Annotated in this window: 25 protein-coding genes and 2 tRNA genes; 16 read left to right on the top strand and 11 right to left on the bottom strand. The window is 35.8% G+C overall.

Annotated elements, in window-relative coordinates; all coding sequences use genetic code 11:
* The first annotated feature begins 8 nt into the window (after positions 1 to 8).
* The 4 genes from nuoN (at position 9) to I862_RS02915 (ending at position 3,200) form a co-directional block, all read left to right on the top strand.
* Positions 9 to 1,493, top strand: a complete 1,485-nt coding sequence (gene nuoN, locus I862_RS02930) for an NADH-quinone oxidoreductase subunit NuoN (protein ID WP_038538812.1) — start codon at positions 9 to 11, stop codon at positions 1,491 to 1,493.
* Positions 1,490 to 2,215, top strand: a complete 726-nt coding sequence (locus tag I862_RS02925; RefSeq protein ID WP_038538809.1) for a biotin--[acetyl-CoA-carboxylase] ligase — start codon at positions 1,490 to 1,492, stop codon at positions 2,213 to 2,215. Before nuoN ends, I862_RS02925 begins: the two co-directional genes overlap by 4 nt.
* Positions 2,216 to 2,292: 77 nt before the next feature.
* Positions 2,293 to 2,502: a zinc-finger domain-containing protein gene (locus I862_RS02920; RefSeq protein WP_038538806.1), complete on the top strand. Its 210-nt coding sequence runs from the start codon at positions 2,293 to 2,295 to the stop codon at positions 2,500 to 2,502.
* Positions 2,503 to 2,591: 89 nt separating this feature from the next.
* Complete coding sequence (locus tag I862_RS02915; protein WP_052646345.1) at positions 2,592 to 3,200, top strand: L-threonylcarbamoyladenylate synthase; 609 nt, start codon at positions 2,592 to 2,594, stop codon at positions 3,198 to 3,200.
* Positions 3,201 to 3,482: 282 nt separating this feature from the next.
* On the opposite strand, the gene I862_RS02910 is transcribed toward I862_RS02915, so the two are convergent.
* Together I862_RS02910 and I862_RS02905 are read right to left on the bottom strand one after the other, a co-directional pair.
* On the bottom strand, positions 3,483 to 3,755 hold the full coding sequence (locus I862_RS02910; RefSeq protein WP_038538803.1) for a hypothetical protein: 273 nt from the start codon (positions 3,753 to 3,755) through the stop codon (positions 3,483 to 3,485).
* Positions 3,756 to 3,856: 101 nt separating this feature from the next.
* Positions 3,857 to 4,795 (bottom strand): site-specific tyrosine recombinase XerD, encoded by a 939-nt coding sequence (locus I862_RS02905; RefSeq protein WP_038538800.1) that lies wholly within the window; start codon positions 4,793 to 4,795, stop codon positions 3,857 to 3,859.
* 209 nt (positions 4,796 to 5,004) lie between these two features.
* Here I862_RS02905 and topA point away from each other — a divergent pair, with 209 nt between their 5' ends.
* From topA to I862_RS02885, 4 genes are all read left to right on the top strand, one after another.
* The gene (topA, locus tag I862_RS02900) at positions 5,005 to 7,338 is read left to right on the top strand and encodes a type I DNA topoisomerase (RefSeq protein ID WP_038538797.1); all 2,334 of its coding nucleotides are present in this window, start codon (positions 5,005 to 5,007) and stop codon (positions 7,336 to 7,338) included.
* 1 nt (position 7,339) lies between these two features.
* Positions 7,340 to 7,855, top strand: coding sequence for a gamma carbonic anhydrase family protein (locus I862_RS02895; protein ID WP_038538794.1), 516 nt, complete (start codon positions 7,340 to 7,342; stop codon positions 7,853 to 7,855).
* Between the two features lie 168 nt (positions 7,856 to 8,023).
* Positions 8,024 to 8,299, top strand: a complete 276-nt coding sequence (locus I862_RS02890; RefSeq protein WP_038538792.1) for an HU family DNA-binding protein — start codon at positions 8,024 to 8,026, stop codon at positions 8,297 to 8,299.
* A 366-nt stretch (positions 8,300 to 8,665) separates the two neighbouring features.
* Positions 8,666 to 9,622 carry a DMT family transporter gene (locus I862_RS02885; protein ID WP_075260581.1) on the top strand — a complete coding sequence of 319 codons (957 nt, stop codon included), beginning with the start codon at positions 8,666 to 8,668 and terminating at the stop codon, positions 9,620 to 9,622.
* On the opposite strand, the gene recO is transcribed toward I862_RS02885, so the two are convergent.
* The 5 genes from recO to I862_RS02860 all read right to left on the bottom strand — a co-directional run bounded on the left by recO (position 9,619) and on the right by I862_RS02860 (position 11,664).
* On the bottom strand, positions 9,619 to 10,359 hold the full coding sequence (gene recO, locus I862_RS02880) for a DNA repair protein RecO (protein ID WP_038538787.1): 741 nt from the start codon (positions 10,357 to 10,359) through the stop codon (positions 9,619 to 9,621). The two genes, I862_RS02885 and recO, sit on opposite strands and share 4 nt — an antisense overlap.
* 96 nt (positions 10,360 to 10,455) lie before the next feature.
* Positions 10,456 to 10,638, bottom strand: a complete 183-nt coding sequence (gene ccoS / locus I862_RS02875; RefSeq protein WP_038538784.1) for a cbb3-type cytochrome oxidase assembly protein CcoS — start codon at positions 10,636 to 10,638, stop codon at positions 10,456 to 10,458.
* Positions 10,639 to 11,130 carry a transcription antitermination factor NusB gene (gene nusB, locus I862_RS02870; RefSeq protein WP_038538782.1) on the bottom strand — a complete coding sequence of 164 codons (492 nt, stop codon included), beginning with the start codon at positions 11,128 to 11,130 and terminating at the stop codon, positions 10,639 to 10,641.
* The gene (locus I862_RS02865; RefSeq protein WP_052646344.1) at positions 11,102 to 11,548 is read right to left on the bottom strand and encodes a 6,7-dimethyl-8-ribityllumazine synthase; all 447 of its coding nucleotides are present in this window, start codon (positions 11,546 to 11,548) and stop codon (positions 11,102 to 11,104) included. Before I862_RS02865 ends, nusB begins: the two co-directional genes overlap by 29 nt.
* 31 nt (positions 11,549 to 11,579) lie before the next feature.
* Positions 11,580 to 11,664 (bottom strand) — tRNA-Leu (locus tag I862_RS02860).
* A gap of 104 nt (positions 11,665 to 11,768) precedes the next feature.
* On the opposite strand from I862_RS02860, the gene fdxA reads away from it, so the two are divergent.
* Together fdxA and I862_RS08755 are read left to right on the top strand one after the other, a co-directional pair.
* Positions 11,769 to 12,098: a ferredoxin FdxA gene (gene fdxA, locus I862_RS02855; protein WP_038538778.1), complete on the top strand. Its 330-nt coding sequence runs from the start codon at positions 11,769 to 11,771 to the stop codon at positions 12,096 to 12,098.
* A gap of 151 nt (positions 12,099 to 12,249) precedes the next feature.
* Entirely contained in the window at positions 12,250 to 14,538 is a 2,289-nt protein-coding gene (locus I862_RS08755; protein ID WP_038538775.1) for an NADP-dependent malic enzyme, read from the top strand.
* Between the two features lie 146 nt (positions 14,539 to 14,684).
* On the opposite strand, the gene I862_RS02845 is transcribed toward I862_RS08755, so the two are convergent.
* Positions 14,685 to 14,963 carry a hypothetical protein gene (locus I862_RS02845; RefSeq protein ID WP_038538772.1) on the bottom strand — a complete coding sequence of 93 codons (279 nt, stop codon included), beginning with the start codon at positions 14,961 to 14,963 and terminating at the stop codon, positions 14,685 to 14,687.
* 120 nt (positions 14,964 to 15,083) lie between these two features.
* On the bottom strand, positions 15,084 to 15,713 hold the full coding sequence (locus I862_RS02840) for a GNAT family N-acetyltransferase (protein WP_038538769.1): 630 nt from the start codon (positions 15,711 to 15,713) through the stop codon (positions 15,084 to 15,086).
* 339 nt (positions 15,714 to 16,052) lie between these two features.
* On the opposite strand from I862_RS02840, the gene I862_RS02835 reads away from it, so the two are divergent.
* From I862_RS02835 to I862_RS02825, 3 genes are read left to right on the top strand one after another with little or no spacing between them, the layout of a single operon-like run.
* A complete protein-coding gene (locus I862_RS02835; protein WP_038538766.1) occupies positions 16,053 to 17,324 on the top strand; it encodes a M16 family metallopeptidase in 1,272 nt (423 codons plus the stop codon).
* Between the two features lies 1 nt (position 17,325).
* Complete coding sequence (locus tag I862_RS02830; protein WP_038538763.1) at positions 17,326 to 18,291, top strand: quinone oxidoreductase family protein; 966 nt, start codon at positions 17,326 to 17,328, stop codon at positions 18,289 to 18,291.
* A gap of 3 nt (positions 18,292 to 18,294) precedes the next feature.
* On the top strand, positions 18,295 to 19,950 hold the full coding sequence (locus I862_RS02825) for a PAS-domain containing protein (RefSeq protein WP_038538760.1): 1,656 nt from the start codon (positions 18,295 to 18,297) through the stop codon (positions 19,948 to 19,950).
* A gap of 90 nt (positions 19,951 to 20,040) precedes the next feature.
* Here the strand turns inward: I862_RS02825 and I862_RS02820 are convergent, their stop codons facing one another.
* Together I862_RS02820 and I862_RS02815 are read right to left on the bottom strand one after the other, a co-directional pair.
* Positions 20,041 to 20,469, bottom strand: a complete 429-nt coding sequence (locus I862_RS02820) for a DUF2335 domain-containing protein (protein ID WP_038538757.1) — start codon at positions 20,467 to 20,469, stop codon at positions 20,041 to 20,043.
* Positions 20,447 to 20,659: a hypothetical protein gene (locus I862_RS02815; protein WP_038538754.1), complete on the bottom strand. Its 213-nt coding sequence runs from the start codon at positions 20,657 to 20,659 to the stop codon at positions 20,447 to 20,449. Before I862_RS02815 ends, I862_RS02820 begins: the two co-directional genes overlap by 23 nt.
* Before the next feature lie 150 nt (positions 20,660 to 20,809).
* Between I862_RS02815 and I862_RS02810 the strand changes: the two genes are divergently transcribed.
* The 3 genes from I862_RS02810 to I862_RS02800 all read left to right on the top strand — a co-directional run bounded on the left by I862_RS02810 (position 20,810) and on the right by I862_RS02800 (position 25,435).
* Positions 20,810 to 20,886: transfer RNA gene (locus I862_RS02810), tRNA-Arg, on the top strand.
* A 256-nt stretch (positions 20,887 to 21,142) separates the two neighbouring features.
* Positions 21,143 to 22,300, top strand: coding sequence for an efflux RND transporter periplasmic adaptor subunit (locus tag I862_RS02805; RefSeq protein ID WP_038541173.1), 1,158 nt, complete (start codon positions 21,143 to 21,145; stop codon positions 22,298 to 22,300).
* Positions 22,301 to 22,312: 12 nt separating this feature from the next.
* The gene (locus I862_RS02800) at positions 22,313 to 25,435 is read left to right on the top strand and encodes an efflux RND transporter permease subunit (protein ID WP_038538751.1); all 3,123 of its coding nucleotides are present in this window, start codon (positions 22,313 to 22,315) and stop codon (positions 25,433 to 25,435) included.
* Positions 25,436 to 25,438: the final 3 nt, after the last annotated feature.

The raw sequence follows: 25,438 nt of genomic DNA, 5'->3' as shown, positions 1-25,438 counted from the left end.
TGAGAAATATGTATTCAATTTGGTATGACCTTTCTGTTATAGTGCCGGAATTAAACTTAATCTTCGGTGCATTGCTTTTTCTTCTCTTCGGTGCTTTTGCAAAGAAAAACACTTTAAAGTATGTTTGTTACGGCGCAATTGTTTTGATGATTGCTTCGATTTATCATGTGTGTGCAAATACAGTTAAAGATACTATGCTTTTTAACGGCATGTTATTAGTTAATGAATACACCTCCCTTATAAAAATTTTACTTTTGATCGCTGCAATAGCTATATTCTTCATGCAAGCTTCCTTAGAGAAAACTGATCAGTATATTAGCTTTGAAATGCCGGTGCTTATGATGCTTTCAACTGCGGGCATGATGTTTCTAGTTAGCTCTAAAAATTTTTTAAGTCTTTATTTAAGCTTGGAACTTATGAGTTTGCCGCTTTATATTATGGCTGCTTTTAACCGCAATAATGAATTTTCCGCTGAAGCCGGTCTAAAATACTTTGTTTTAGGCGCGCTCTCATCCGGACTTTATTTATTCGGGGCGTCTTTGCTATACGGATTTACCGGTACGGGAGGATTTGAAGCAATAACGCACTACCGTTATAATGCTGCCGCCATGGGTGTTGAGAGTGGTAATATGTTGCCTGTCATAATTTTAACCGGAATTATTTTTATAGTAGTTTCAATATGTTTTAAAGTTTCCGCTGCACCGTTTCATATGTGGACGCCGGATGTTTATCAAGGCTCACCGACTATAGTGACTGCGTTTTTTGCTGCTCTCCCGAAGGTGGCAATGCTTGCATTGTTTGCACGTATCTTATCTGACCCGTATAATTTATTATTAGGATTATATAAATTTGATCAAATTATTATATTTGTCTCAATAGCCTCTATGTTTATCGGAAGCTTCGGTGCTATAATGCAAAAAAGTATAAAGAGGATGTTGGCTTATAGTTCGATTGCGCACGTAGGTTTTGCATTAATCGGTATTGCCGCTAACCAAGTTGAAGGTTTAAGAGGATTCGTCGTTTATATTATAATTTACTTAGCAATGACTTTAGGAATATTTGCCTGTATTTTAATGCTAAGAAAAGATGATGAATATAAAGATAATATATCGGATTTATCAGGTATTGCTAAAAAGTATCCGTACTTAGCTTTCGCAATAGCGGTATTGATGTTTTCCCTTGCGGGTATACCTCCGCTTGCCGGATTCTTTGCTAAATTTCATGTTCTCTTTGCGGCAATTAAAGAAGGAATGTATGTTTATTCGGTTGCGGCGGTTATTGCAAGTGTTATCTCTGCATTTTACTATTTAAGAATTGTTAAAATTATGTATTTTGATGAAACAAAAAATTCGGTACAAGGTTTCTTCCCCCTTACTTTAAAAGTTATTGGGGCTTTAGCAGTAGTGTTTAACCTGTTGTATTTCATTTCTCCGGCTCCGATAGTTATTATTGCCGAGGAAGTAGTAAAAGTATTATTAGATTGGCGTCCATGAGTAAGTTAGACAATTGGTTTATAAAGAAATATCAAGTTTTAGACAGCACTCAAGAAGAAGCAAAAAGGTTAATAGATTCAGGGGCAGCACATCAAGGATATGTTGTATTAGCTAAAGAGCAAACTAAAGCTCATGCAAAGTCGGGTAAATTATGGGAGGGGAGTAAATCGGATATAGCCTTAACCATAATTTTAAAGCCTGAGATTGAAGCTGAGCGTTTGGGGCAAATATGCTACATAGCAGCTCTTGCCGTTGCTAAAAGTATTAAAAATTTATCTCCGCCCTTACATGTGCAATTCAAATGGGTAAATGATGTGTTAATTAATGGCCAGAAAGTATGTGGAATACTTCTGGAGAAAGTTAAGCATGATTTGGTTTTAGTTGGAATCGGGGTAAATTTAAAAGATTCTGCATATTTGGCAAAATATAATGCAACCAGCTTAGAAGCCTGCAAAATAGCCTATGAATATGATGCGTTGGTTGAGAATATCTTAAAAAATTTTGTTGATATTTATAACATCTGGCTGGATAGTGGGTTTTCACCGATTAAAAATAAATGGTTAAGCCAAGCCAAAGGGATAAACTCAACTTTAACCGTAAACCTTGCTGATAAAACTATTGAAGGAATTTTTATCGGTATTGAAGATGAAGGTAATTTACTTTTAGTTACGGGAGGCGGGATAAAATCTATTCCGGCTGGGGATGTATTCTTTAAAACATAAGAGATTGGATTTTGCTTTAAATTTATTTAAAGTACCAATATTATTTAAACATATTAATGATCTTGTGCGGGTAAAATATGACTGAAGGTAAAGTTGTTGTAGATGAAAGAAAGGTAAGCTGTGATGGCGGCAACGGCGCTTTAGGTCATCCGAAAGTTTATTTGGAAATATTAGAAAATAGTCAAATTAGTTGCCCTTACTGCGGAAAGTTGTTTATTTATAAACCTTCATCAGAAGCAAAATCAGTAAAAGATAAAAAATCATTAACTAAAGATATTCCCGGATAAGTTTAAAACAAGTAAAAAGATGCAATTAGCTTACAAAAACTACCAGGCAGCTTAGATAGACTATAATTCCAAATTTTTTTACCATAATAATGATTATAAAATCAATTAATGATAATTTGCAATATATAACCGAGTGCTTTATGAGAGGCGAGATTATCGTGTTGCCGACAGATACTTTGTTTGCTTTAAGTTGTGATGCAAGCAATGCTGAGGCAGTTAGAAAAATATTTGAATATAAAGTGAGAGAGAAAGAGAAATCTTTACCGGTGTTTTTTGCAAATATTGAGCAAATCCGGCAAGTTTGTGAGGTAAATAACTTAGCGCTAAATTTAGCTGAAAGATTTTGGCCGGGAGCTTTGACTTTGGTGCTTCCGATTAAAAACAATCAAAATTTGATTGCTGAAAATGTTTATAATAACGGTGAAAGTTTAGCAGTAAGGATACCGGATTCTGCATACCTGCAAAAAATAATTAAGGAACTTGATAAACCTATTGTTGCAACTAGTGCGAATATTTCAGGACATGCTCCGGTTAAAGATTCCGCTGAAGCACTCAAAGTTTTTGATGAAAGAGTCGTTATAATAGAAGGAAAAAGCAAGCATTTACCCTCAACGATTGTTAAAATTAATGATAGAGATTACAAGGTTATTAGGGAAGGACAAATAAAAATAAATCAAATCGAAGAAGGAACCTTATAGTAAATTAAGTTGAATATCTAACGCGTTTATTCAAATATAAGAAGAATAGTAAGATGCACGCGCCTAGCCGTCATTTATTGAGCGTAAGCTTTATAAATGGTATAGTCATTTATACGCAAACTTAGTTTAATTTTTATAGTTCAACTATGCTCTCTATATGTAGGATATTCAACTATGCTCTCTATATGTAGGATATTCAACTTAATTTACTATATAAAAAAAGATGCTTAAAACATAAATTGTTAAAAGCATCTCATAATAAAATTTAAGTTAAATTAAAATTTATTTTGTCTCGATATGTTCATCTGTTTTATGCACATCAAGTCCTTCCTCGTGAGACTTTTTTTCTTCTTTAGAACTCATAGAGCTTTTAGTGCTGCTTTCACCTGATGCTTCACTGCTGCTCGGTGCTGGGCTGATTTCGCTTTGTTCCGTAGAAGCCATCGGCTTGCTGCTTTCATCCGGTGCTGTGCTTGCGCTAGAAGAATCTGCTAATGCACTGCTTGCAATAAAAGATACTACTAAACCACTTAAAATGGTTGTAAATTTGTTCATAGGTTCCCCTTAATAATGATTACTATCTCAGAATATGGTATTTAGTTAATTATGTAAATATCAAAAACTTAGTTTTGAAAGTAATAAATTATTATTATTATTTATTCTTTACTTAAAGGGTGCTTTTCAAAGACTAATTTTTTTGCAGCTTCGCTTAGTACTTTGGTATAAATTTGTGTGGAGGAGATATCAGAGTGCCCGAGTAGTTCCTGCACCACTCTTAAGTTAGCTCCGTTTTCCAATAAATGACTAGCAAATGAATGTCTGATTTTATGCGGAGAAAGTTTTTTCGGATCAACGCCTGAATCAACGGCAAGTTCTTTTAAAAGTTGCCCGAATCTTTGCCGGGTAATATGGCTTACTTTGCCGCTTTTTTCCAAAGAAGGGAAAAGCCAATCAGTACTAATATTCTTTTTAAAAATACTAAGCCTTATTTTTAAATATTTATTTAATGCTTCTACAGCTTGGTCGTTTAAAATAACCAGTCTTTCTTTACCACCTTTACCTTTAATAATCATAAACTGCTCGATTCCAGCTGAGCTTTTTTGCAAAGATTGCATTTTTAAGCTAACCAGTTCAGTGATTCTAAGTCCCGTAGAATATAAAATTTCAAGCATGGCATTTAACCTCAAGCCTTCCGCCGAAGTATCGAGGCAAGAAGTATTGATTAGTATCGTCATATCCTCTTGGCTTAAAGCTTTGGGCAAACTGTGATCTTTTTTCGGCATTTCCAGATCAAGAGTAATATTTTGCATAATAAGCTTTTCTTCTACCAGAAATTGAAAAAACTGCCTTAGTGCTGAAATTTTACGCCTGACGGTTTTACTTGCCAAATGTTTTTCACTTAAAGAAATAATATATCTATTTAATATTTTAGGATCGCAGCTAAAGAGTGAGCAACCGGTCGTTTCTAAAAATCTTATAAAATAAATTAAATCCGTTTTATAGGAAAGAATTGTGTTTTTAGAAGCATTTCTTTCAGCTGAAAGCATCTCAAGAAAATTTTCTATATAAGTGAAAGGTTGTAGGTTATTATTCATTTCGGTTGATTATTAATTTCTATTTCTTTTATTTGTGGATTTGGTTCGATATTTTTAGTAGAAATGAAAACCAAAATGATTAACAATACAAAAAGTAGGGCTTTTAATATTGTTCTTAGAAAAATTTTTAGCATAGGAGTATTGAATAAAACATGTTATGACATTTTTTGTATTATGCAATTTTCAACATGTAAGTTCAATAAAAACATATGGATTTATTAATAGTAGAATCGCCGGCTAAAGCCAAGACTTTAGGTAAATATTTGGGCAAAGATTTCAGTGTACTATCTTCTTATGGTCATGTACGCTCGCTTCCTTCGGAATCCGGCTCAGTTGATCCGGATAAAGAATTCGCCATGCACTATGAAGTGATGAGCAGATCAGCAAAGCATGTCGAAGCAATAGTGAAAAAGGTAAAAGACGTAGATACCATCTACTTAGCTACTGACCCTGACCGAGAAGGTGAAGCGATTTCTTGGCATATACTTGAGATTCTTAAAAAGAAAAAAGCTTTGAAGCCTACAAGCAAGGTTAAAAGGGTAGTATTCCATGAGATTACCAAGAAAGCTGTTTTAGATGCGGTTTCTAATCCTCGTGATATTGATATGAGCTTGGTTGATGCCCAACAAGCAAGGCTAGCGTTGGATTATTTGGTAGGCTTCACTCTTTCTCCCGTACTATGGAGAAAATTACCCGGTAGTCGTTCAGCCGGCAGAGTTCAATCGGTAGCGCTTAGGTTAATAGTTGAAAGGGAAGAAGAGGTCGAACGTTTTAAAACTCAAGAGTATTGGTCGATTGAAGCTGAGTTTGGAAATAAAAAAAACGAAACTTTTCTAGCAACCCTTGTAGAATATAAAGGTGAGAAGTTAGAAAAGCTAACTATCGAGAACAAGGAAACAGCATATAATATAATTGATGTATTAAATAAAAAGCATTATAGCATCAGCGAAATTGAGAAGAAAAAATCAACCAGAAACCCGAGCCCACCGTTTACTACATCAACATTAATTCAGGAAGCTGCAAGAAAGTTCGGGTTTTCGGCAAAGAAAACTTCGATGGTTGCCCAAAAATTATATGAAGGAATAGAAATTGCCGGTGAGGCTAAAGGGCTTATTACCTATATGAGAACTGATTCGGTAAATTTATCTGATGAAGCAGTTACAGATATTAGGGGAGAAATTGAAAAGAGTTTCGGTAAAAATTATATCCCGAGTGCGGCACGTTTTTATAAAACGAAAAGTAAAAATGCACAAGAAGCTCATGAAGCGATCAGACCGACAAATATTACATTAAAGCCTAGTGAGATAAAACAATATTTGGAAACGGATTTTTATAAACTTTACGAACTGATTTGGAAACGAACGATAGCATGCCAAATGCGAAGTGCTGAGTTGGATGTTACAAGTGTTATTATTAAAGATGATGATAAAATCGGCACCTTTCGTGCATCCGGCTCAATAATCACTTTTGACGGGTTCCTTAAAATTTATCGGGAAGATAAAGATGACGAAGATGAAGAGAAAACAAATTTATTACCGAATTTAAAACAAGGTGAGGATTTAAATTTAGAAAATCTTAACGGAGAGCAGCATTTTACCCAACCGCCACCAAGATATACTGAAGCAAGCTTAGTTAAAAAGCTGGAAGAGTTGGGTATCGGTAGACCTTCAACTTACCCGAGCATTCTTTCGATTTTACAGGAGAGAAATTATGTAGTACTTGAAAAAAAAAGGTTTGTTCCTGAAGTTAGAGGGAGGATAGTAAGTGCATTTTTAGTATTAAATTTTGCAAAATATGTAGAGTATAGTTTTACTGCGAATCTAGAAAATGCACTTGATGACGTGGCAAATGGAGAGAAACTCTGGAAAGCGGTACTCAAAGAATTTTGGAGTGAATTTAAGCCTAAGACCGAAGAAGTATTGAAATATAAAAATCAAGATGTGCTAGCCAGTTTAGAAAACCATTTAAGACATTTCTTATTTCCTGATTCTCCTGACGAAGTCAAATGCCCGAAATGCAGCAACGGGACTTTGCACCTAAGGCTAGGTTCCTTCGGTTCATTTATTGGATGCAGTAATTATCCGCAATGTGATTATATACAGAACTTGGGTGCTTCCGGTAATCAGCAGGAAGGAGATGAAGGTAAAGATGAGAAGATTAAGGCTGAGGCACCTCAAGTTATCGGAGTTGACGAGAAGAGCGGTAAAGAAATTTTCCTTAAAAAAGGTCCTTACGGGCATTACCTTCAAATTGGTGAAGATAGCCTTAAAAAAAGAGTTTCGTTACCGAAAATGTTCTCACCCGAAAATGTAGATTTAAAAATAGCAGAATTTCTTTTCAGTTTGCCGAAAATTCTAGGTAAACATCCAGAAACTGGAGAGGAGATAAAATTAGGTATCGGTAAGTTCGGTCCTTATGTTCAGAGGGGAAAAAATTTTACTTCCGTAAAAGAGAAAAATTTAATGGAAATCGATCTGCCTCAAGCTCTGGATATAATATCAGCAAGCGCTAATAAACCTAAAAAAACCTTTAAGAAGAAATGATATGGCTATAATACTTCCCTATAAGGATAAATATCCTAAGATTGCTCCTACCGCTTTCATTGCGGAAAACGCAGTTATTATCGGAGATGTGGAAATAGGAGCAGAAGCTAGTATATGGTTTAATTGCGTTTTAAGGGGTGATGTAAACTATATTAGGGTAGGAGAGGGAAGTAACATACAAGACGGAACAATTGTGCATGTTAACCGCCATGAAGGGCCTACGATTATTGGGAGGGGAGTGACTATCGGCCATAGCGCATTACTGCATGCATGCCGGCTTGAAGATTATAGTTTTATCGGTATGGGAGCAAAAGTTATTGATTATGTAACGGTAAAAACTAATGCTATGGTTGGAGCGGGAAGCTTAGTTCCTCCGAAGAAGGTGGTCAGTACCGGAGAGCTTTGGACAGGGGTGCCGGCAAAGCTCCACCGCTTGCTTACTCAGGATGAAATTAATTTTATTAAAACTTCTGAACAAAATTATAAAAATTTAGCATTTGAGTATTTAAATGCTTGATAAAAACAGGGTTAATATATATTCATAAATCTCCTTCAAGGGAGGTGTTATCTCGCTTACAGAGGAAAAAATATTTTAGAATTAATTAAAAAATCGCTTGCCATAAAATTCTTACTACAATAAGGTCATACATGTGACTTTAATTAACCATAAAACGAGGGTAAAACTGTGAATAAGTCGGAATTCATTGCTGCGATTGCAGATGAATTAAAATCTACAAAAGCTGATGCATCAAGAGCTATTGATGCTGTGTTGGAAGTTATAAAGCAGACGCTTAAAAAAGGTGAAGATCTAAGATTAGTCGGATTCGGAACTTTTAAAATATCTGATGTTCCTGCTAAAGAAGTAAGAAACCCGCAAAATGGGCAAAAAATTAAAGTTCCTGCTTCTAAGCGCCCTAAATTTGTTGCCGGTAAGGATCTTAAAAAAGCTGTAAATTCATAGAATTTTTTAATTCTATTGCTTATTGATGAGCTCTCAGTTTAATTGCTGCGAGCTTATTTTTTAATTAATATCTACTCAATGCTGAAGACTTTTCATGTGGGGTAGATAGCGAGTTCCCGGTATAAAATAAATATTCGGAGACCAGGGAGTTTAAATTGAGTAATATAGTAAATTAAACTATAAATCTTACAACAAATACATTTCGTCTATTTGTCATATAAAAATATAAGATTAAGTTAGTTAAATTAATGTGTAATCATTTGGAAATATATTAATTTTTAATATATCAACAAAATTTTTCAACATTACCCTTGCTAAATAAAAATTAAACAGTATAATTTTCAAAATTTTTATATGGTTGAGAGTATGTATAAGTACTATGCGGTATTGGGAATGTGCTTCATGATAATCAACAATATAGCGCTTGCTTCGTTGGATATTTGTGCAAAAATACTTACTCAATCAATAACCCCTGCTCAAATAGTTTTTGCTTATAAATTAATACTTTTTATTATTACCTTGCCTTGGGTCTTATTTAAAGGGCTCCAGCTACTAAAAACTTCTGAAATAAAAATTCACTTTCTACGCAGCTTTTTTAGTGTGCTTGGGGGAATTTGTTTTTATAAAGGCTTAGAAAATATAAAAATTGCTGATGCTGCTGCGCTTGAAAATTTGCAATATATTATTCTTGCGATTATCGGAATGGCTTTTTTTAATGAGGGATGGTCTAAAACAAAAATAATTTCAATAATGCTAGGATTTATCGGGGCGATAATAATTGTAAATCCACAGCTTTTTACTTCTTCGGAATACAAATTAAATATTAACAGTTATTACGTTTATACTATTTTAGCCATAATTTTTTGGTCAATGAACAGTGTAACCGTAAAACTTTTAGGAAGAACCGAAAAAAATCGTACTCAGTTGTTTTATTTGCTTCTGTTTGCGCTCATGTGGTCATTGCCCGGCGCTATCTTAAAATTTGATGATGTTTATCTATATGGGGTTAAGCTATCGATTATCCCTAATGGGCTTATTGACTTTTCCGCGTTTAACCTCAAATGGGTTCATTTAAAGTATATTGTTATTATGGCTTTATTTTACTTTGTACATAGTTTAGCTTATTTTAATGCTTTAAAGAGAGATATATCGGTAGTCGCACCATTTCGATACAGTAAATTGATCTTTAGCGGGATTGCAGGCTATATGGTGTTTGGTGAGGTACCTAATAATATGCAGTACTTAGGTTATCTGTTAATTATGCTTTCCGGATTTATGTTGATTAGAAGGGAAGTGAAGAATATGAAAAGGGCTAGAAGCTAGCTTAATTGCAAAATATACTCTTGCAGTAATTTTCTGGCTAGCGGTAAAGGTTTGGCAAAAGGCTTTAATAAATGTTTTTCAAGAAAATAAAGTGAAATTTTGTAGGCTTCTTTTAGATCATTTATCACATAATCATTTGATTCCCCGGGAAGCAAAAATTTTGGAAGTTTAAAAAGTTTATTTTCATAAGGTTTGCCGATTTCTAAGCTTACGGCTGAAGCGGATCTTGGAGAAATATAAGTTAAGTTTTCCGTACTGTTAGTTACTACGCATTTACTTAAATCCAGGCCAAACCCTGAATTACCCAGTAGCTCGAAAACTTCGAATTTGATATAATCAGCTAATATTTCAAGCTTATCATCGTGATAATCTTCTATAATATTAAGTAGATTCTCAAGTGAGGAAAACAAAGTATCGTGAGGCTCTTTTTCAACTACTAGAATATTAATTAGATTTACTGCTGAATCTAAAATTAAAACCGGTAACTTTTTACCTGAAATAAGTGAAGCAGTATTTTTAACATTTTCAAAATTTAAAAAACCCAAATGTTCTTCAAGGCGTGCCTGCCACTTAGCTTGAATTAAGTTACCTACAATCGGTTCTTGGATATGCTTAGCTTTTCTTGTTTTATGTAGCCCTGCAATTAAACCGGAATGCTCAAGTAAACACTTTATTATAAAACTACTTTCCCGGAATTTTCTTACTGAAATAATAATCCCTTTTTCTTCAATTAACATACATCTCCCATTTTAGTAAAATTATTATATATTGAAAATTCAATATTTCCGAATATAGATCCATCAAAATGGTTAAGTAGAAATTAATAGTAATTTTTATTTTTTATGATTTTTATCTTTTGAATCATTCCGGTTATTGTCTTCGGTATCAAATAAAATACGTTCGGCAGCACCTTTCATATCGTCATATTGTTTAGATCTGATCGCCCATATAAGTGCAACTAGGCCGATCAAACTAAATAGAACGGTAAACGGTACTAAATAAATCAATACATCCATCTATAAATTTTCCTTGGAAACTTTGTCAAGCACGGTATTAATAAATCCTACTTCTCCTTCATGATTGAAAAGCTTGGCAATATCAAGGTATTCATTAATAATTATTGATTTATCCAAGTCATTTGTATTAATAAGCTCATAGATTCCCAGTCTGATAACATTTTTTACCAACTTAGGTAACCGCTCAACTTTCCAGTCATGAGCCAAGTAAAGAGATGCGTTGTGATCCAGTTCTTTTAAGCTGGCGATAGCCCCTTTAATCATGTGTATTAAATACTTTTTATCAATCGGATCTTTCTTGGTCGAGTCAAAAAGATCAAAATTATTAATTGATGCAACATCTATTATCAATTGGTTAATATCTACTGAGTCAAGATGATAAAGCCAAGTTTCGTAAGCATATATACATTGAATTGCTAAAATCCTTGAGTTTCTTTTTGCTCTAATTTTGGAAGAATAAAATTTAATTTTTGTATCCACTGCCTGAGTCATTATGAAAAGATTGATAGAGGTTTTTTATTTTAATTAGCTCCAAACAGCAGGTGGCAGCTTGTTTACCTATAGCGCTCGCTTGTTCTAAAGCTTGAGCTTCATTTTCTACCATAAATATTCCAAATCCGATCGGTAATGAAAAATGGATAGATATATCGTTAACACCGCGGGCACATTCCTGATAAATTGTATTTAGAGTAATACTTTCTTGGCCAATAAGGCTACCGACGACAATAGCTCCGTCGTAATCAAACGCATCTAAGGCTATGCTTACTGCTGCAGGAATTTCAAATATACCTGAGACTTGAACTCTTTCATATTCAATTCCGTTTTGTTCTAATACGAATCTGACCGCGCTGGATAAGGCGTCAGCGGTATCAGGGTGTAATGTCGCCTCCACAATTAGCACTTTGTTCATTTCTTATCCTTTAGAGTTAGGGTTTTAAGATTGGTACGGAGGGTGGGACTTGAACCCACACGTCGAAAGACACTAGATCCTAAGTCTAGCGCGTCTACCAATTCCGCCACATCCGCACATTTTGCTCAAAGAGAAATATTGCAAAATATTAGTTCTCGTATATAAACTAAAAGAGTTTACATTTCAAGATATAAAAAAACAAGTCTTAAGGTTTCGGGATATGGCATATGTAGTTACGGAAAATTGTATAAAGTGCAAATTCACGGATTGTGCCGAAGTATGCCCAGTTGATTGCTTTTATGAAGGTGAAAACATGCTGGTTATTAACCCTGACGAATGCATCGATTGTGGGGTGTGTGAGCCTGAATGCCCGGCGGAAGCGATAAAGCCTGAGTCTGAAGATTTAATGCAATGGATGGAAATTAATAAGAAATTTTCCGTCCAATGGCCGAATATTACCGAAAAGCATCCTCACGCACCAGATGCTGAGCAATTTAACGGTAGAGAAGGAAAGTATGAGGAATACTTTTCCGAAAAACCGGGTAGATAGAAATCATAAATCATACATGTCTTAAAAAGTTTTTTATAAAATATAGTAAAGAAAGATAAAAATCAGGTTGCGTATATTCTAATTAAGCTTGCAAATTAAGTTTGGAGTTTTATAACTTGCATAATAAAATATTCATTGAAATGTTAAATATATGTCAGCCAAAAATGATAATGATTATAAGGTTAGTATTTATAACGAAGCCTTGAAATTTCATGCTGAGGGCAAAAAAGGAAAATTAGGAATAGATCCTTTAAAACCGCTTACTAATCAAAGGGATTTATCATTAGCATATTCACCTGGTGTGGCTGCGCCTTGCCTTGAAATTCATAATGATCCTGCTAAAGCTTTTGAATATACTTCAAAAGGTAATTTTGTTGCAGTTATTTCTAACGGAACCGCTGTTTTAGGCTTAGGTAATCTTGGTGCGCTCGCATCCAAGCCGGTAATGGAAGGAAAAGCAGTATTGTTTAAAAGGTTTGCTGACATTGATGCTATTGATTTAGAAGTGTCTACGGAAGATCCCGAAGAATTCATTAATTCAATTAAATATTTAGGCGCAAGTTGGGGAGGGATTAATCTAGAAGATATTAAAGCCCCGGAATGTTTTATCATTGAAAGCAAACTAAAAGAATTAATGGATATTCCCGTATTCCATGACGATCAACACGGTACTGCAATTATTACCGCCGCAGGGCTAATTAATGCAGCCCACCTCACGGGTAGAGAATTTAAAGACTTAAAGGTAGTAGTAAACGGTGCAGGTTCAGCAGGTATTGCTTGTATCGAATTATTAAAAAATATGGGATTGCCGCATGAAAATGCTATCTTATGTGATACGTCTGGAGTAATTTATGAGGGCAGAACTAACGGGATGAACCAATGGAAAGCTGCCCATGCGGTCGATACTCCGCATAGAACTTTAGCCGAAGCTATGGTTGGAGCAGATGTATTCTTAGGCTTGTCGGCTAAAGGTGCTTTGACTAAAGAGATGGTTAGGGTAATGGCGGAAAACCCGATTATATTTGCAATGGCGAATCCTGACCCGGAAATTACACCCGAAGAAGTAAGAGAAGTTAGGGGTGACGCTATTGTTGCAACAGGAAGATCCGACTACGATAACCAAGTGAATAATGTAATGGGCTTCCCTTATATATTTAGGGGCGCGCTTGACGTTCAGGCTACAACCATTAATGATGAGATGAAAATAGCTGCCGCAAAAGCAATTGCAATGCTCGCCAGGGAAGAGGTGCCGGCAGAGGTTTCAGCAGCTTATGGAGGCAAAAAGTTAAAGTACGGAGCAAGCTATATAATCCCGGTTCCGTTTGATTCCAGGCTTATCCATGTGGTTTCAATGGCAGTTGCCGAAGCCGCTATGCGAACAGGTGTTGCGCGTAAACCGATAGAAGATTTTTATGCATATAAAAATCAATTGGCTGCAAGACTCAACCCTTCAATTAATATGATGAACTTCTTCTTTGAGCGCTTAAGAGCGAGCCCTAAAACCATCCTATTTACCGAAGGCGATGAAGAAGCGATGATCAGGGCTGCAATAGAGTGGCGCAATTTAGGTTATGGAAAGGCTGTTTTAGTCGGTTATGAAGAGGCGATTAACCACACCTTAAGTAAGCTTGAAGTCGGAAGTTTAAGTGATATAGAAATTATCAATGCCGTTCATCATCCCGACTATGAAAAATTAGTAGATTACCTATACGGTAAGTTGCAAAGAAAAGGTTACCTATATAAAGACTGTGAGAATTTACTAAGAAGAGAGCGAAATGTTTTCGCCTCACTTTTAGTTGAGCTCGGTTATAATGACGGGATGGTGACAGGGTTGACTAAGAGTTACTTATCTTGCGTTGATGACATCACTAAAGCAGTTGAAGTTAAGCAGGGAAATTTATTGTTCGGACTTTCCATCATGATTGCGAAAAACCGAACCATTTTTATTGCAGATACTACAATTAATGAAATCCCGGATTCTAACGAGTTAGCCGAAATTGCCATCCATGCGGCAGAAGAGGCAAGGTCTATGGGGCATGATCCGAGAGTTGCATTTATTTCCTTCTCAAATTTCGGGAACCCTATGCGAGAAAAAGCTCAAAGAATAAGAGATGCCGTTACCTTACTTGATAAGCGCAATGTTGATTTTGAATATGACGGTGAAATGCAGGCAAGTGTTGCATTAAATGCTGAGCTATTAAAACTATATCCGTTTTGCAGGTTATCTCAACCGGCTAATATTTTAATAATGCCGGCGCTTCACAGTGCTAATATTGCTTCAAAATTATTACAAGAATTGGGAGGTGGTAAGCTAATCGGGCCCGTTCTTTGCGGAATTAAGAAATCAATTCAAATTGTGCAAATGGGCTCCACTGAATCAGATGTTTTAAATATGGCGGCAATGGCAGCTTACCGCAATTCTGATTTTGCAGATAAGTAGATAGTTAGATAATTAAGATTATTATAGCAAAGTATTTTGAGATAGAGGATGAAATATAGCTTAAAAGCTTATATCCTATCTGATTTTCAAAGTATTTGTTATAGCTAAAAATATTATCTCCCGGTCTTTAGTCAGCTGCTTTTTCTCTATTTCAGGTTATCAATTTCTCCATGCGAAAGCCCGGTGATTTTCATTACTTCTTCTAAAGGTACTCCATATTGTAACATCTTTTTAGCTATAGATACTTTTTCTTCTATTCTACCTTCAGCTATTCCTTTCTCCCTACCTTCAGCCATAGCTTCTTCCTTAACCTGCGCCTCTCTTGCAATAGCATCAAGGTTAGCCTTAGTTACCTGTTCATATGCATTAAGTTCCTGGTCACTCCAGTGATGGCTCAGTAATACATCATATGCCTTGCTGATCACATTATCACTTCCGCTGATTTAGGGAGCAAAGCCGCTTATTCTCTTAAGTTTTTAATTTTAGCGCCTGATATTACACCTAATATTAAGTTAGAAATTAAAAAATTATTACAATAGAGATATCTAAATACATATGGTATTTTGTTCGTGGTTAATTCTTGAATTTTTTAATCTTTCTAGAGTTAAGCTGTATTTAAATCTTTCCGCTCCAAATTTTTCAACAACCTCACTTAATTCAAAACCACAAAATTGCAGAATTTTGTTCGAAGCGAGATTGTCAGGTCTTGCATAAGCAATAATTTCATTAATTGTTTCGATATTACTTACTGAGGTAATATAAGGGATGAATACATTTGTAAGAGCAAAAGCCGCCTCTTTAGCAAAACCCTTGTTCCAAAATTTTTGATGAAAAAGAAAACCAAGTAAGCCAGTATTGTCACTTCTTTCAAATGATGAGATAAAAATATTACCCATAAATTCGTTAGTTTCTTTATCAAATATTGACATACTGCTATAAGGATTTTTTTCTTCCCACCTTTTTATATTAATATCTATCATTATTTTTATTCTTTCTGGATTACGGATATTTCCATCAGTATATTTTTCCATAACTTTTTCATCCCCATATAGAGATATAAAATTATCTAAATCATTTTTAAAAGTTTGTCGAATATATAATCTTGCGGTCTGTATGGAATAAATTGGATCGATTGTTAATTTACATATTTCTTTTTCAATAGGTTTATTTAACATACTATCCATACCTTTTAGTTTATTTCTAAATCATATTTATCATCTTTGTATTAATGCTATAGTATTAGCTACTTAAAAAATTTTCTCTTACTTTCTTCTTAATAAAGATTTATTTTCATATTATAAAAAAAATTATTATTTAATTCTACCTAATTTTTTAATTTAAAATCTTCTTATTTGATATTATTATATTAAATATTATTTATAATATAATTTATATTATAGTATTTAAGTAACACCCATATTCAAATTTTCCGAACATGTAATGAACTTTTCAATTGAAGATAAAGCGTAATTACTTTAGGTTCCGAGTAAATTAAGCTTTATAGGATATGGGATATGAATGATGAACGCAACTTTTGTACTTTAGAAAACGGCATGGTGGTGGCATTTGACCAAATGAAAGAGGTGGAAACGGTTGCGATAAGCGTATTAATGAAAACGGGTAGTAAATTTGAGAAAAAAGAACAGTCCGGAATTTCCCATTTTTTAGAGCACATGGCATTTAAAGGTACCAATACCAGAACTGCTAAGCAGATAGCCGAAGAATTTGATATGATAGGCGGATATTTCAATGCTTACACTTCAAGAGAGAAAACAGTTTACTATGCTAAGGTGCTGAAAGATGATATTGATACTGCGGTTGATATTCTCTCTGATATTCTACAAAACTCTTCTTTTTCAACCGAAGAAATTGATAAGGAGAGAAAAGTAGTGCTACAGGAGATGGCACAAACTAAAGATACTCCTGATGATATAATATTTGATAATTTTCAGGAAGCTGCTTTCCCGGATCAACCGCTTGGAAGATCAATTTTGGGTGAAGAAGAAATAATTAAAAGTTTAAGCAGAGATCAAATAATAGAATATGTTAATTCAAGATACGGATTTAATAATGTAATAGTCTCGGCAGCAGGTAATTTTGATGTTAATAATTATAATAATTTGATTAAATCCAAGTTTAACTTACTCCCCGGTAAATCAGAAAACTTAGAGATAAAAAGTGATTACCGAGGTGGTGAATCAAGGATAAATAAGGATTTAGAGCAAGTTCATCTTGTGCTTGGTTTTGAAGGAGTCTCTTACTATGATGATGATTATTATACTCAGCAAGCCCTCTCTATAATAGCCGGAGGAGGAATGTCCTCCAGATTATTTCAAGAGGTTAGAGAGAATAGAGGGTTAGCTTATTCTATTTCCGCTTTCGGTAGCAGCTATGCAGATAACGGAATTTTCGGCATCTATTCTTCAAGTAGTGATTATAATATAAATGAATTAGTCGATGTAGTAATTGCAGAACTTCATAAAATGCTATCCACTATTACGGAAGAAGAAGTAAAGCGTGCTAAAGCGCAAGTGAGAGCAGGGTTATTAATGTCCAGGGAAAACCCGGTGTCAAGAGCTGAAAAGTTTGCCTCCAATCTTTCAATTTATGGCCGCTATGTCCCTATTTCCGAGGTAATTGATAAGGTTAATGCTATAGATCCGAGCAAGGTTCAGAAGTATTTAAGAAAAATTTTATCAAATAATAAGCAACCTACCATTTCTTCTATTGGCAAGATAGATAAACTATATCAATATGATACTATAAAAAATAAATTAAAAGTTTAAAATGGGTAAGTTCGTTTATTTTGATCAAGTCGGTACACCTGAAGTTTTGAGGATAGGAGAAAGGGAAGAAGGTGAGCCTTTAGATAACGAAGTTTTACTGAAGCATACTGCAATCGGGGTAAACTTTATTGATGTGCAGACTAGGCGAGGGAGCTATAATTCTACTGATCCTATTTGCGGAATAGAAGCCTGCGGAGTAATAAAAAAACTAGGCAAAAAGGTAGAGGGTTTTGAGATCGGGCAAAGAGTTGCATACGCTACCGTAAAAAGTGGTGCATATTCAGAGTTTAGATGCATTGATTCCAAATATTTGGTTGCCGTTCCTGACCATATTAGCGATGAAACAATTGCTGCTTCTCTAGTTAAAGGATTAACTGCGCATTACCTTATCCGTAGGGTGTTTTTGGTAAGGGAAGGGGTAGCTGTTTTGATCCATAGTGCGGCAGGAGGCGTCGGGCAAATTTTATCAGCATGGTGCAGGCACTTAGGAGCATTAGTGATCGGCAGCGTCGGTTCAGAGGAAAAAAAGCAAATTGCACTTAAAAGTTGCCACTATGTTGTAAATCATAAGACAGCGGATTGGGAAAAAGAAGTGGTAAAATTTACTAAAAACATAGGTGTTAATGCAGTTTATGATGCGATAGGGAAAGATACTTTTTATAAATCGTTAGATTGCTTAATGACTGGCGGGATTATGGTTTATTACGGGCATGCAAGCGGGTTTGTTGAGCCGCTTGATTTAAGTTTATTAAAGAAAAAATCATTATTCTTAACCTGTCCGACGTTATCCGATTATAAAGCAAATAAAATGGAGCTGATTTTAAGTGCCGAAGAAGTATTTGAAATGATAACAAGTAAAGTATTAAACATCAACATAGCTGCCAGATTCCCGCTATCACAAGCGGCGGAAGCGCATAAATTACTGGAATCAGGCGCTTCCAGCGGTTCAATTGTTTTAATCCCATAATATATGTCGCTTATTAACGGTTATAAAAAATTCAGAAAAGGAGTGTTAATCTCTCTCGTGCTGGTAGAGATAGTACTTTCAGCATTTATCTATCTTGAATCAACCGCATATTTCGGCGTTTATGACATAATAGAAATATCAATTACATTTGCACTGATTTTTTATGTATTCATGCTTTCAAATGACCTTGAAGACTATGAAAATAAAGAAATTAAGGAAGGATATATAGCTAAAATTTCCCCCACCATGCTAATTTATATTAATAGGGAAGGAAGTTTGGAAATTTTAAACGGAAGTTACAGTTCTTTAGGTATGCCTACAAATATGAATGCTAAGTCATTCAAAGCATTATTTTCGCTTAAAGAATGGGAAAAAATTGAAAATATAGTAACTAAATCCACTTCAAAGAAACAAAAAACCTCTGGGTTTATTTCATTTTTAGATAATACCGGGCAACTTAAGTATTTATATTATGTTGCACAAGTAGCAAAGCGTTATAAACTTGATGGGCTATTGGTATGGCTCTTTGATGTTTCCGAAACTAAATCTCAAGAATTAAATTTAACTCAACTATTTCATAAATACAGAGTAATGAGCTATGAGTTGGATTTGTTGATTAATAGTTTACCTATCCCTACATGGAAAAGAGGAATTGACGGGAAAATTATTTTTTGTAATCAGGCATACAAGGATTTGATACAAAAAATGGGGTATAATGATTCTTCCGGAAATATACCGGAATTTAATAATTTCTTTTATGAAGAATTAACCAAAGATGACTCAGAAGAAATAAGTATAAAAAAAGTATTTATTATTGATAATCAGCCGGTGATTTTACGAATAAATGAGATCAAGGTATCGGGCGAAGGAAGTATAGGTTATTGTAATTTTATAAATGAGGTAGAACAGCTCGAGAAGAAAGTTATTGCTTTAAATAATACTTTGGAAAGTTTATTGAAAGTTGATGCTAATGCGTTACTGATAATAAATAATTTAGGGAATGTAGCTTTCTATAACCAAGCTTTTATTACATTATTCAATTTAGAGCAGAATAGTATTTCATCAAATCTCAGCTTTTCATCACTCATAGATAAAATGAGAGAGAAAGGTAAGCTTCCTGAAGTAAAAAATTATAAAGAATTTAAATGGCAGCAGATGAAGTACATAACGGAGCAAACTGAATCCGAATTTTTCTTTATGTATCTGCCCGACGGGAAAACTTTAAAAGTATCGGTGATTCCTGTGCAAGGAGGGGATACTGTTTTCCGCTATGAGAATATAATAGAGCAACTTGCAATGGGAAGAGTTTATAATGAACATATAAATGTACTTAAGACATTAGTTGCTTCATATGATTACGCCGCAGCTATTTTAGGGCATAACGGAAGGTTGCTTATATGTAATGATAAGTTTATTAAGCTATTTGATTTTGTGGATTCTCCGGAAGAAATGCACTTTATGGATATGATGCTCGCCCAAGAAAAAGCTTTCCAATCAGTTGATTCTTATCAAAATTATAAAAATGCTTTAACGAGTGCGCTCGATCAAAGAAGTAATATTTCAATAGCTTTGCAATTTCAAGATAAGCAAAAAATAGAAGCAAAAATTGAACCCTTGCCTGATAACAGCATTATGATTAAATATATAAACATAGTTTAAGAATTTAAAATGCCTTATTAAGATTTTTTCAAAAATCATCGGCTCTCTGTTGCTAAAATGAAGAGCCGATATTAATACTATTAAACTATCTTATCGTTTATATTGTTTTGTATAGTGAGGTCTACGCATATGCTGCTTAGTTTTTATTGAAGCAAGAACTGCGCATGATAAAAATGCAAATCCGGAAAAGCAAGTGACTGCAGCAATGTAAGTATTATTTTCTTCGCCGGCAAGTAGTATCGTTGCATAAATGATTATAACAGCAAGCACCAATCCGAACAATTGACCTATCTTCGCAATACTACTCATTGCACGCAAATATTTGTTTTCCCAATCATGCCGATGTTTTTGCTCTTGTTTTATGATATCTGCAAGCTTATCAGCTAATCCGGGAGAAATCTCATCATAACTTTCAAGTAGTGCAGGGGAAGGAAGCGCTAAGCCTCTGGATTGATCCGAATAGTTATCTCTGTTATTATATCTATATCTTGGTTTATTATCTCTTCTGTTGTCTTTCATGGCTACCTTTTACTTTTTCTAAAATACGATTTATATCTTTTGCTACCATTCCTGTGTCTTTGGCAATATTCCTGCTTACATCATAATCACTTATAATTAATCTGTGTTTAAACTTTAAGAAGCAACTTGAGGTTATTCCCTCAATTAAATGCCAAAATAATTTTGCCGGACTAATATGGTATTTTTTCATTTTTACTAAAATATAAAATCTTCTCTAATTACAACAGATAATAAACCTTTTATCAATAAAATTATACGGAGAATTTACGCACTTATTAAATATTCGGTAAAAATAGCTTTACACATGACAAGATTAATTTATATAAAAAAACAATTGTATGTTCCCGTAGCTCAGCAGGATAGAGCGTTGGATTCCTAATCCAAAGGTCACAGGTTCGAATCTTGTCGGGAACACCAGTGAAATAAACCATAGTATAATATATTATGGTTGCTTAATTATGCTAGGTTTTTACATAACGCTTATCACCGGGTTATCAATTAAATAGGCTGTATTTAAGCTTGGATATGAGAAACTTATAATATACGATGCTCAAAAAAATAACTTTTTTTATAACAAAAGAACACTATACTATTAATTAATAGGTAAAAATAACTGCAGAAATAATTAGTAAATACTGATATGTTAATTTTATCAGGTTTTGAGGTATTCAATATGCGTTATAGATTTAGTAATAAATCATCAATATTTAAATATATAGGAATGTGTTCTTTGCTTGCACTGGCGGCTTGTAAAGATGAGGCAAAAAATATGCAGCCTCCTGCTCCGCAAGTTTCAATACAGGAAATAACTCTTGAAGATATTGAGCTTGAATATGAATACCCGGGAAGAGTAGCCGGAATAAAAGAAGTTGAGATACAAGCTAGAGTCGAGGGTATAATATTAGAACGTAAATATACTGAAGGTAAGCTTGTGAAGCAGGGAGATGTTTTATTTCAAATAGACCCTGAGCCATTTAAGGCCTCGTTAAAACAAGCAAAAGCAAAATTGCAGGATAGTAGCGATCTTTTAAAACGAACCAAGCGTGATTTACAGCGCACTGAAGAACTGCTCAAACGTAAATTCGTAACGGTTCAGGAGCGCGATAATGCACTTTATAGCTATCAACAGGCACAAGCTTCAGTGAAACAAGCGGAAGCTGAAGTTAAAACTGCTCAAATAAATTTAGGCTATACTAAAGTAGTTGCACCGATTTCGGGGATTACCAGCCAGGAATCTCACTCTGAAGGCAGCTTAGTAGGAGGAAGTTCAGGTAATAATCTTTTAACCCGAATTACTCAATTTGACCCGGTATATATTAATTTCGCCTATCCGGACAGTGATGCTTTAAACCGTCAAAAATCAGTTACTCAAAATGAGGGAAGCTCAACCGAGAACAACCTGAAAGTAGAAGTTAAACTTGGGGATAATACAGCTTATCCGCATGAAGGCGATATCAATTTTACGGATGTGATAATAGATAGTGCAACGGGAACTATAAATGCAAGAGCTATTGTCCCTAATCCTGAAATGAAATTATTACCCGGGCAGTTCGTCAGAGTAAAAGTTAAAGGTTTAAAAGACCATAGCAAAGCTATAATTCCGGAAAAGGCGATAATTCAAACTGCACAAGGGGCAATTGTATATACCGTTGATAAAGAAAATAAAGCAGCGGTGGCACCGGTTGCATTAGGCGGCAAAACTTCTAAAGGCCAAATTATTAACGGCGGGTTAAACGTAGGGGATAGAGTCATCATAGAAGGAATGATTAAAGCTCGCCCCGGCCAGCCGGTACAATTTGCTAAAACCGAAGAACTGAAAAAATCACAATAATTAGAGAGAGATATGATATCGCGTTTTTTTATAGATAAGCCTATTTTTGCTTCCGTTCTCTCTATTATCATAGTTTTAGCCGGAATTATATCAATGCGTGCTTTACCGATTGCACAATATCCTGATATTATTCCGCCCGAAGTGGTTGTCTCCGCAAATTATCCGGGTGCAAGTGCAGAGGTGGTGGCAAGCACTATAGCAGCCCCTCTTGAGGATCAGATTAACGGTGTTGACGGCATGCTTTATATGCGTTCATCAAGCTCAAACAGCGGGAAATTAGGCCTTACCGTAACTTTCCAAATCGGCACTGACCCCGATCAGGCAACGATTAACGTAAATAATAGAGTGCAAGCTGCACTCGCACGACTGCCCGCCGAAGTGAGGCAGCAGGGGGTTACGGTTAATAAGCGTTCAAGCTCTATTTTACAGGTTATAACCTTATTTTCTCCCAATAATCGTTATGATCCGATTTATTTAAGTAATTATGCATTACTTAATATTATAGATGAACTGAAACGTACTCCGGGAGTAGGAGATGCTTCTCTTTTCGGTGCCAAAGATTATTCAATGCGTATTTGGCTGCACCCTGATAAATTGGCGCAATATAATTTAAGTCCAAGCGATGTTGCAGCAGCTATAGCTGAGCAAAATTCACAATTTGCACCCGGCCAGTTCGGGCAGGAGCCGAACGGCAGCCCGCAGGCTTTTACCTATACTATCACTACCCAAGGCAGGTTTTCGGATATAAAGCAATTTGAAGATATCATTTTGCAAGCAGATTCTAAAGGTGCAACTTTAAGGTTGAAAGATGTGGCGCGGGTTGAGCTCGGTGCTTTAGATTACAGCTTTGCGGCAACTTATAACGGCAACCCTTCGGTGGCAATCGGTATTTATCTGCAGCCTGGAGCAAATGCTCTGGCAACCACAGAAGCTGTCGCTAAAACTTTAGAAAAATTAAATAAAAATTTTCCTGAAGGGGTAGCTTATGCATTGCCGTTTGATACTACCAAATTCGTAAGTTCATCAATTAAGGAGGTTATTACGACTTTTCTTGAGGCGATATTACTGGTGGTAATCGTTGTTTATATTTTCCTGCAAAATGCAAGGGCAACAATTATTCCGATAATTGCTATACCTATATCATTGATCGGAACTTTTGCCGGAATGTATCTGCTGGGGTTCTCAATAAACCTGCTCACACTTTTCGGGATGGTGCTTGCAATCGGAATTGTAGTAGATGATGCAATAGTTGTGCTTGAGAACGTAGAGCGAATCATGCGAACACAAGGCTTAAACTCACATGATGCTTCAATTAAAGCCATGGAAGAGGTGAGCGGGCCGGTTATCGCGATTGTTCTCGTATTGTGTGCGGTATTTATACCGGTCGGGTTTATGGGCGGCTTGACGGGCGAAATGTATAAACAGTTTGCAATAACAATTGCCGTTTCGGTAACTATTTCAGGATTTGTAGCATTAACCTTAACTCCCGCGCTTTGTGTGCTTATGTTAAAAAATGATCATCAGGAACCGTTTAAAATATTCGAAAAATTTAATAAATGGTTTGAGAGCGTAACTGATAAGTATAGTGCAGGTGTACGTTATATTATACTGCGTGCCGCAAGGGGCATTGCAATATTCGGGGTACTGATTTTGTTCTCCGCACTTATGTTTGCGCGTACTCCTACCGCACTCGTGCCTGAGGAGGATCAGGGTTATATACTCGCTATGCCTTTTTTACTTCCGGGTGCTTCGCTCTCTCGCACAACTGCGGTTACCGATGAAGTAACCAAGCGAATGATGAGTCATCCTGCGGTAAAGAGTATTGTAACTTTCGCCGGGTTTGATCTTCTTTCCGCATCCTCTAAAAGCAGTGCGGGAGCTTCATTCGTCGCACTTAAAGATTGGGAGGAAAGAAAAGATCCGGCGCATGACTCCAGAGCTCTAACCCGAACTTTTATGGGAATGGGAGCGGACATTAAAGAAGCGGTATTTATGGCTTTCAACCCGCCTCCGATCACCGGGATCAGCATGACGGGAGGTTTCGAGTTTTATTTACAGAATAAGAGCGGAGCCGATATCCAAACTATAGCCGCAACCGCGAATAAATTAGTGGTCGAAGCAAGCAAACGCCCTGAGCTTAGCGGTATGCAGACCACGATTTCAGTTAACATACCTCAGTATTCGATTATCGTAGATAGAGTGAAAGCCAAAGCTTTAGGGGTATCGATAAATACCTTATTTTCAACGATGACAAGCACTTTCGGCAGCTCCTATATTAATGACTTTAATTTGTACGGTAAGCCTTATAAAGTAATTTTACAATCCGATGCCGACTTCAGGAGCAGCCCTGAAAATTTAAAACATGTTTTTGTTAAATCAAGTAGCGGTAAAATGATTCCGCTTGATGTACTGGTACAGGTGAAGCGAACGGTGGGGACTGATCTGGTCGAGCGCTTTAATGCTTTCCCGGCGGCTAAAATTATGGGTGCACCTGCAGCCGGGTTTAGCTCGGGACAAGCACTGGCTGCTATAGAAGAGGTGGTTCAGGAATCTTTGCCTTCCGATTATACCATAGGGTGGACGGGTTCAGCCTATCAGGAAAAGGCAGCGAGCGGCTCAAGTTCTTCAGCTTTCGGTTTCGGGATTGTTATGGTGTTTTTAATTCTGGCTGCTCTTTATGAGCGGTGGTCATTGCCTTTTGCGGTAATTATGGCAGTTCCTTTTGCTATCTTCGGCGCATTGCTTGCGGTCGTTTTAAGGAATTTAAATATTGATTTATATTTCCAAGTCGGCTTATTAACCTTAATCGGGCTTGCGGCAAAAAATGCCATATTAATTATCGAATTTGCCGTTATGCTGCACAAGGAAGGTAAATCGGTCACGGAAGCGGCAATTGAGGCGGCACACTTGCGTTTCAGGCCGATAATTATGACTTCGCTTGCATTCATTTTAGGATGTATGCCTCTTGCGCTAAGCTCGGGGGCAGGTTCGGCAAGTCGGCATTCCATAGGAACCGGGATTATAGGAGGAATGCTTGCTGCAACCTTTATTGCAGTCTTCTTTATTCCCCTCTTCTTTAAACTGGCTTTAAAGCTCGGGGATTATTGTTCCGGTTTATTTCATGGCAGAAAATAGGCA

Source organism: endosymbiont of Acanthamoeba sp. UWC8, from assembly GCF_000730245.1.
Classification (GTDB): domain Bacteria; phylum Pseudomonadota; class Alphaproteobacteria; order Rickettsiales; family Midichloriaceae; genus Jidaibacter.
Note: the sequence above shows the minus strand (reverse complement) of the source record. Positions and strands in the feature narration are given on the sequence as shown.

What these genes read in the sequence shown, in the direction of transcription:
- nuoN (WP_038538812.1), top strand. Translation starts at nt 9, where the DNA reads ATGTATTCAATTTGGTATGACCTTTCTGTTATAGTGCCGGAATTAAAC.
- I862_RS02925 (WP_038538809.1), top strand. Translation starts at nt 1,490, where the DNA reads ATGAGTAAGTTAGACAATTGGTTTATAAAGAAATATCAAGTTTTAGAC.
- I862_RS02920 (WP_038538806.1), top strand. Translation starts at nt 2,293, where the DNA reads ATGACTGAAGGTAAAGTTGTTGTAGATGAAAGAAAGGTAAGCTGTGAT.
- I862_RS02915 (WP_052646345.1), top strand. Translation starts at nt 2,592, where the DNA reads ATGATTATAAAATCAATTAATGATAATTTGCAATATATAACCGAGTGC.
- I862_RS02910 (WP_038538803.1), bottom strand. Translation starts at nt 3,755, where the DNA reads ATGAACAAATTTACAACCATTTTAAGTGGTTTAGTAGTATCTTTTATT.
- I862_RS02905 (WP_038538800.1), bottom strand. Translation starts at nt 4,795, where the DNA reads ATGAATAATAACCTACAACCTTTCACTTATATAGAAAATTTTCTTGAG.
- topA (WP_038538797.1), top strand. Translation starts at nt 5,005, where the DNA reads ATGGATTTATTAATAGTAGAATCGCCGGCTAAAGCCAAGACTTTAGGT.
- I862_RS02895 (WP_038538794.1), top strand. Translation starts at nt 7,340, where the DNA reads ATGGCTATAATACTTCCCTATAAGGATAAATATCCTAAGATTGCTCCT.
- I862_RS02885 (WP_075260581.1), top strand. Translation starts at nt 8,666, where the DNA reads ATGTATAAGTACTATGCGGTATTGGGAATGTGCTTCATGATAATCAAC.
- recO (WP_038538787.1), bottom strand. Translation starts at nt 10,359, where the DNA reads ATGTTAATTGAAGAAAAAGGGATTATTATTTCAGTAAGAAAATTCCGG.
- ccoS (WP_038538784.1), bottom strand. Translation starts at nt 10,638, where the DNA reads ATGGATGTATTGATTTATTTAGTACCGTTTACCGTTCTATTTAGTTTG.
- nusB (WP_038538782.1), bottom strand. Translation starts at nt 11,130, where the DNA reads ATGACTCAGGCAGTGGATACAAAAATTAAATTTTATTCTTCCAAAATT.
- I862_RS02865 (WP_052646344.1), bottom strand. Translation starts at nt 11,548, where the DNA reads ATGAACAAAGTGCTAATTGTGGAGGCGACATTACACCCTGATACCGCT.
- fdxA (WP_038538778.1), top strand. Translation starts at nt 11,769, where the DNA reads ATGGCATATGTAGTTACGGAAAATTGTATAAAGTGCAAATTCACGGAT.
- I862_RS08755 (WP_038538775.1), top strand. Translation starts at nt 12,250, where the DNA reads ATGTCAGCCAAAAATGATAATGATTATAAGGTTAGTATTTATAACGAA.
- I862_RS02840 (WP_038538769.1), bottom strand. Translation starts at nt 15,713, where the DNA reads ATGTTAAATAAACCTATTGAAAAAGAAATATGTAAATTAACAATCGAT.
- I862_RS02835 (WP_038538766.1), top strand. Translation starts at nt 16,053, where the DNA reads ATGAATGATGAACGCAACTTTTGTACTTTAGAAAACGGCATGGTGGTG.
- I862_RS02830 (WP_038538763.1), top strand. Translation starts at nt 17,326, where the DNA reads ATGGGTAAGTTCGTTTATTTTGATCAAGTCGGTACACCTGAAGTTTTG.
- I862_RS02825 (WP_038538760.1), top strand. Translation starts at nt 18,295, where the DNA reads ATGTCGCTTATTAACGGTTATAAAAAATTCAGAAAAGGAGTGTTAATC.
- I862_RS02820 (WP_038538757.1), bottom strand. Translation starts at nt 20,469, where the DNA reads ATGAAAGACAACAGAAGAGATAATAAACCAAGATATAGATATAATAAC.
- I862_RS02815 (WP_038538754.1), bottom strand. Translation starts at nt 20,659, where the DNA reads ATGAAAAAATACCATATTAGTCCGGCAAAATTATTTTGGCATTTAATT.
- I862_RS02805 (WP_038541173.1), top strand. Translation starts at nt 21,143, where the DNA reads ATGCGTTATAGATTTAGTAATAAATCATCAATATTTAAATATATAGGA.
- I862_RS02800 (WP_038538751.1), top strand. Translation starts at nt 22,313, where the DNA reads ATGATATCGCGTTTTTTTATAGATAAGCCTATTTTTGCTTCCGTTCTC.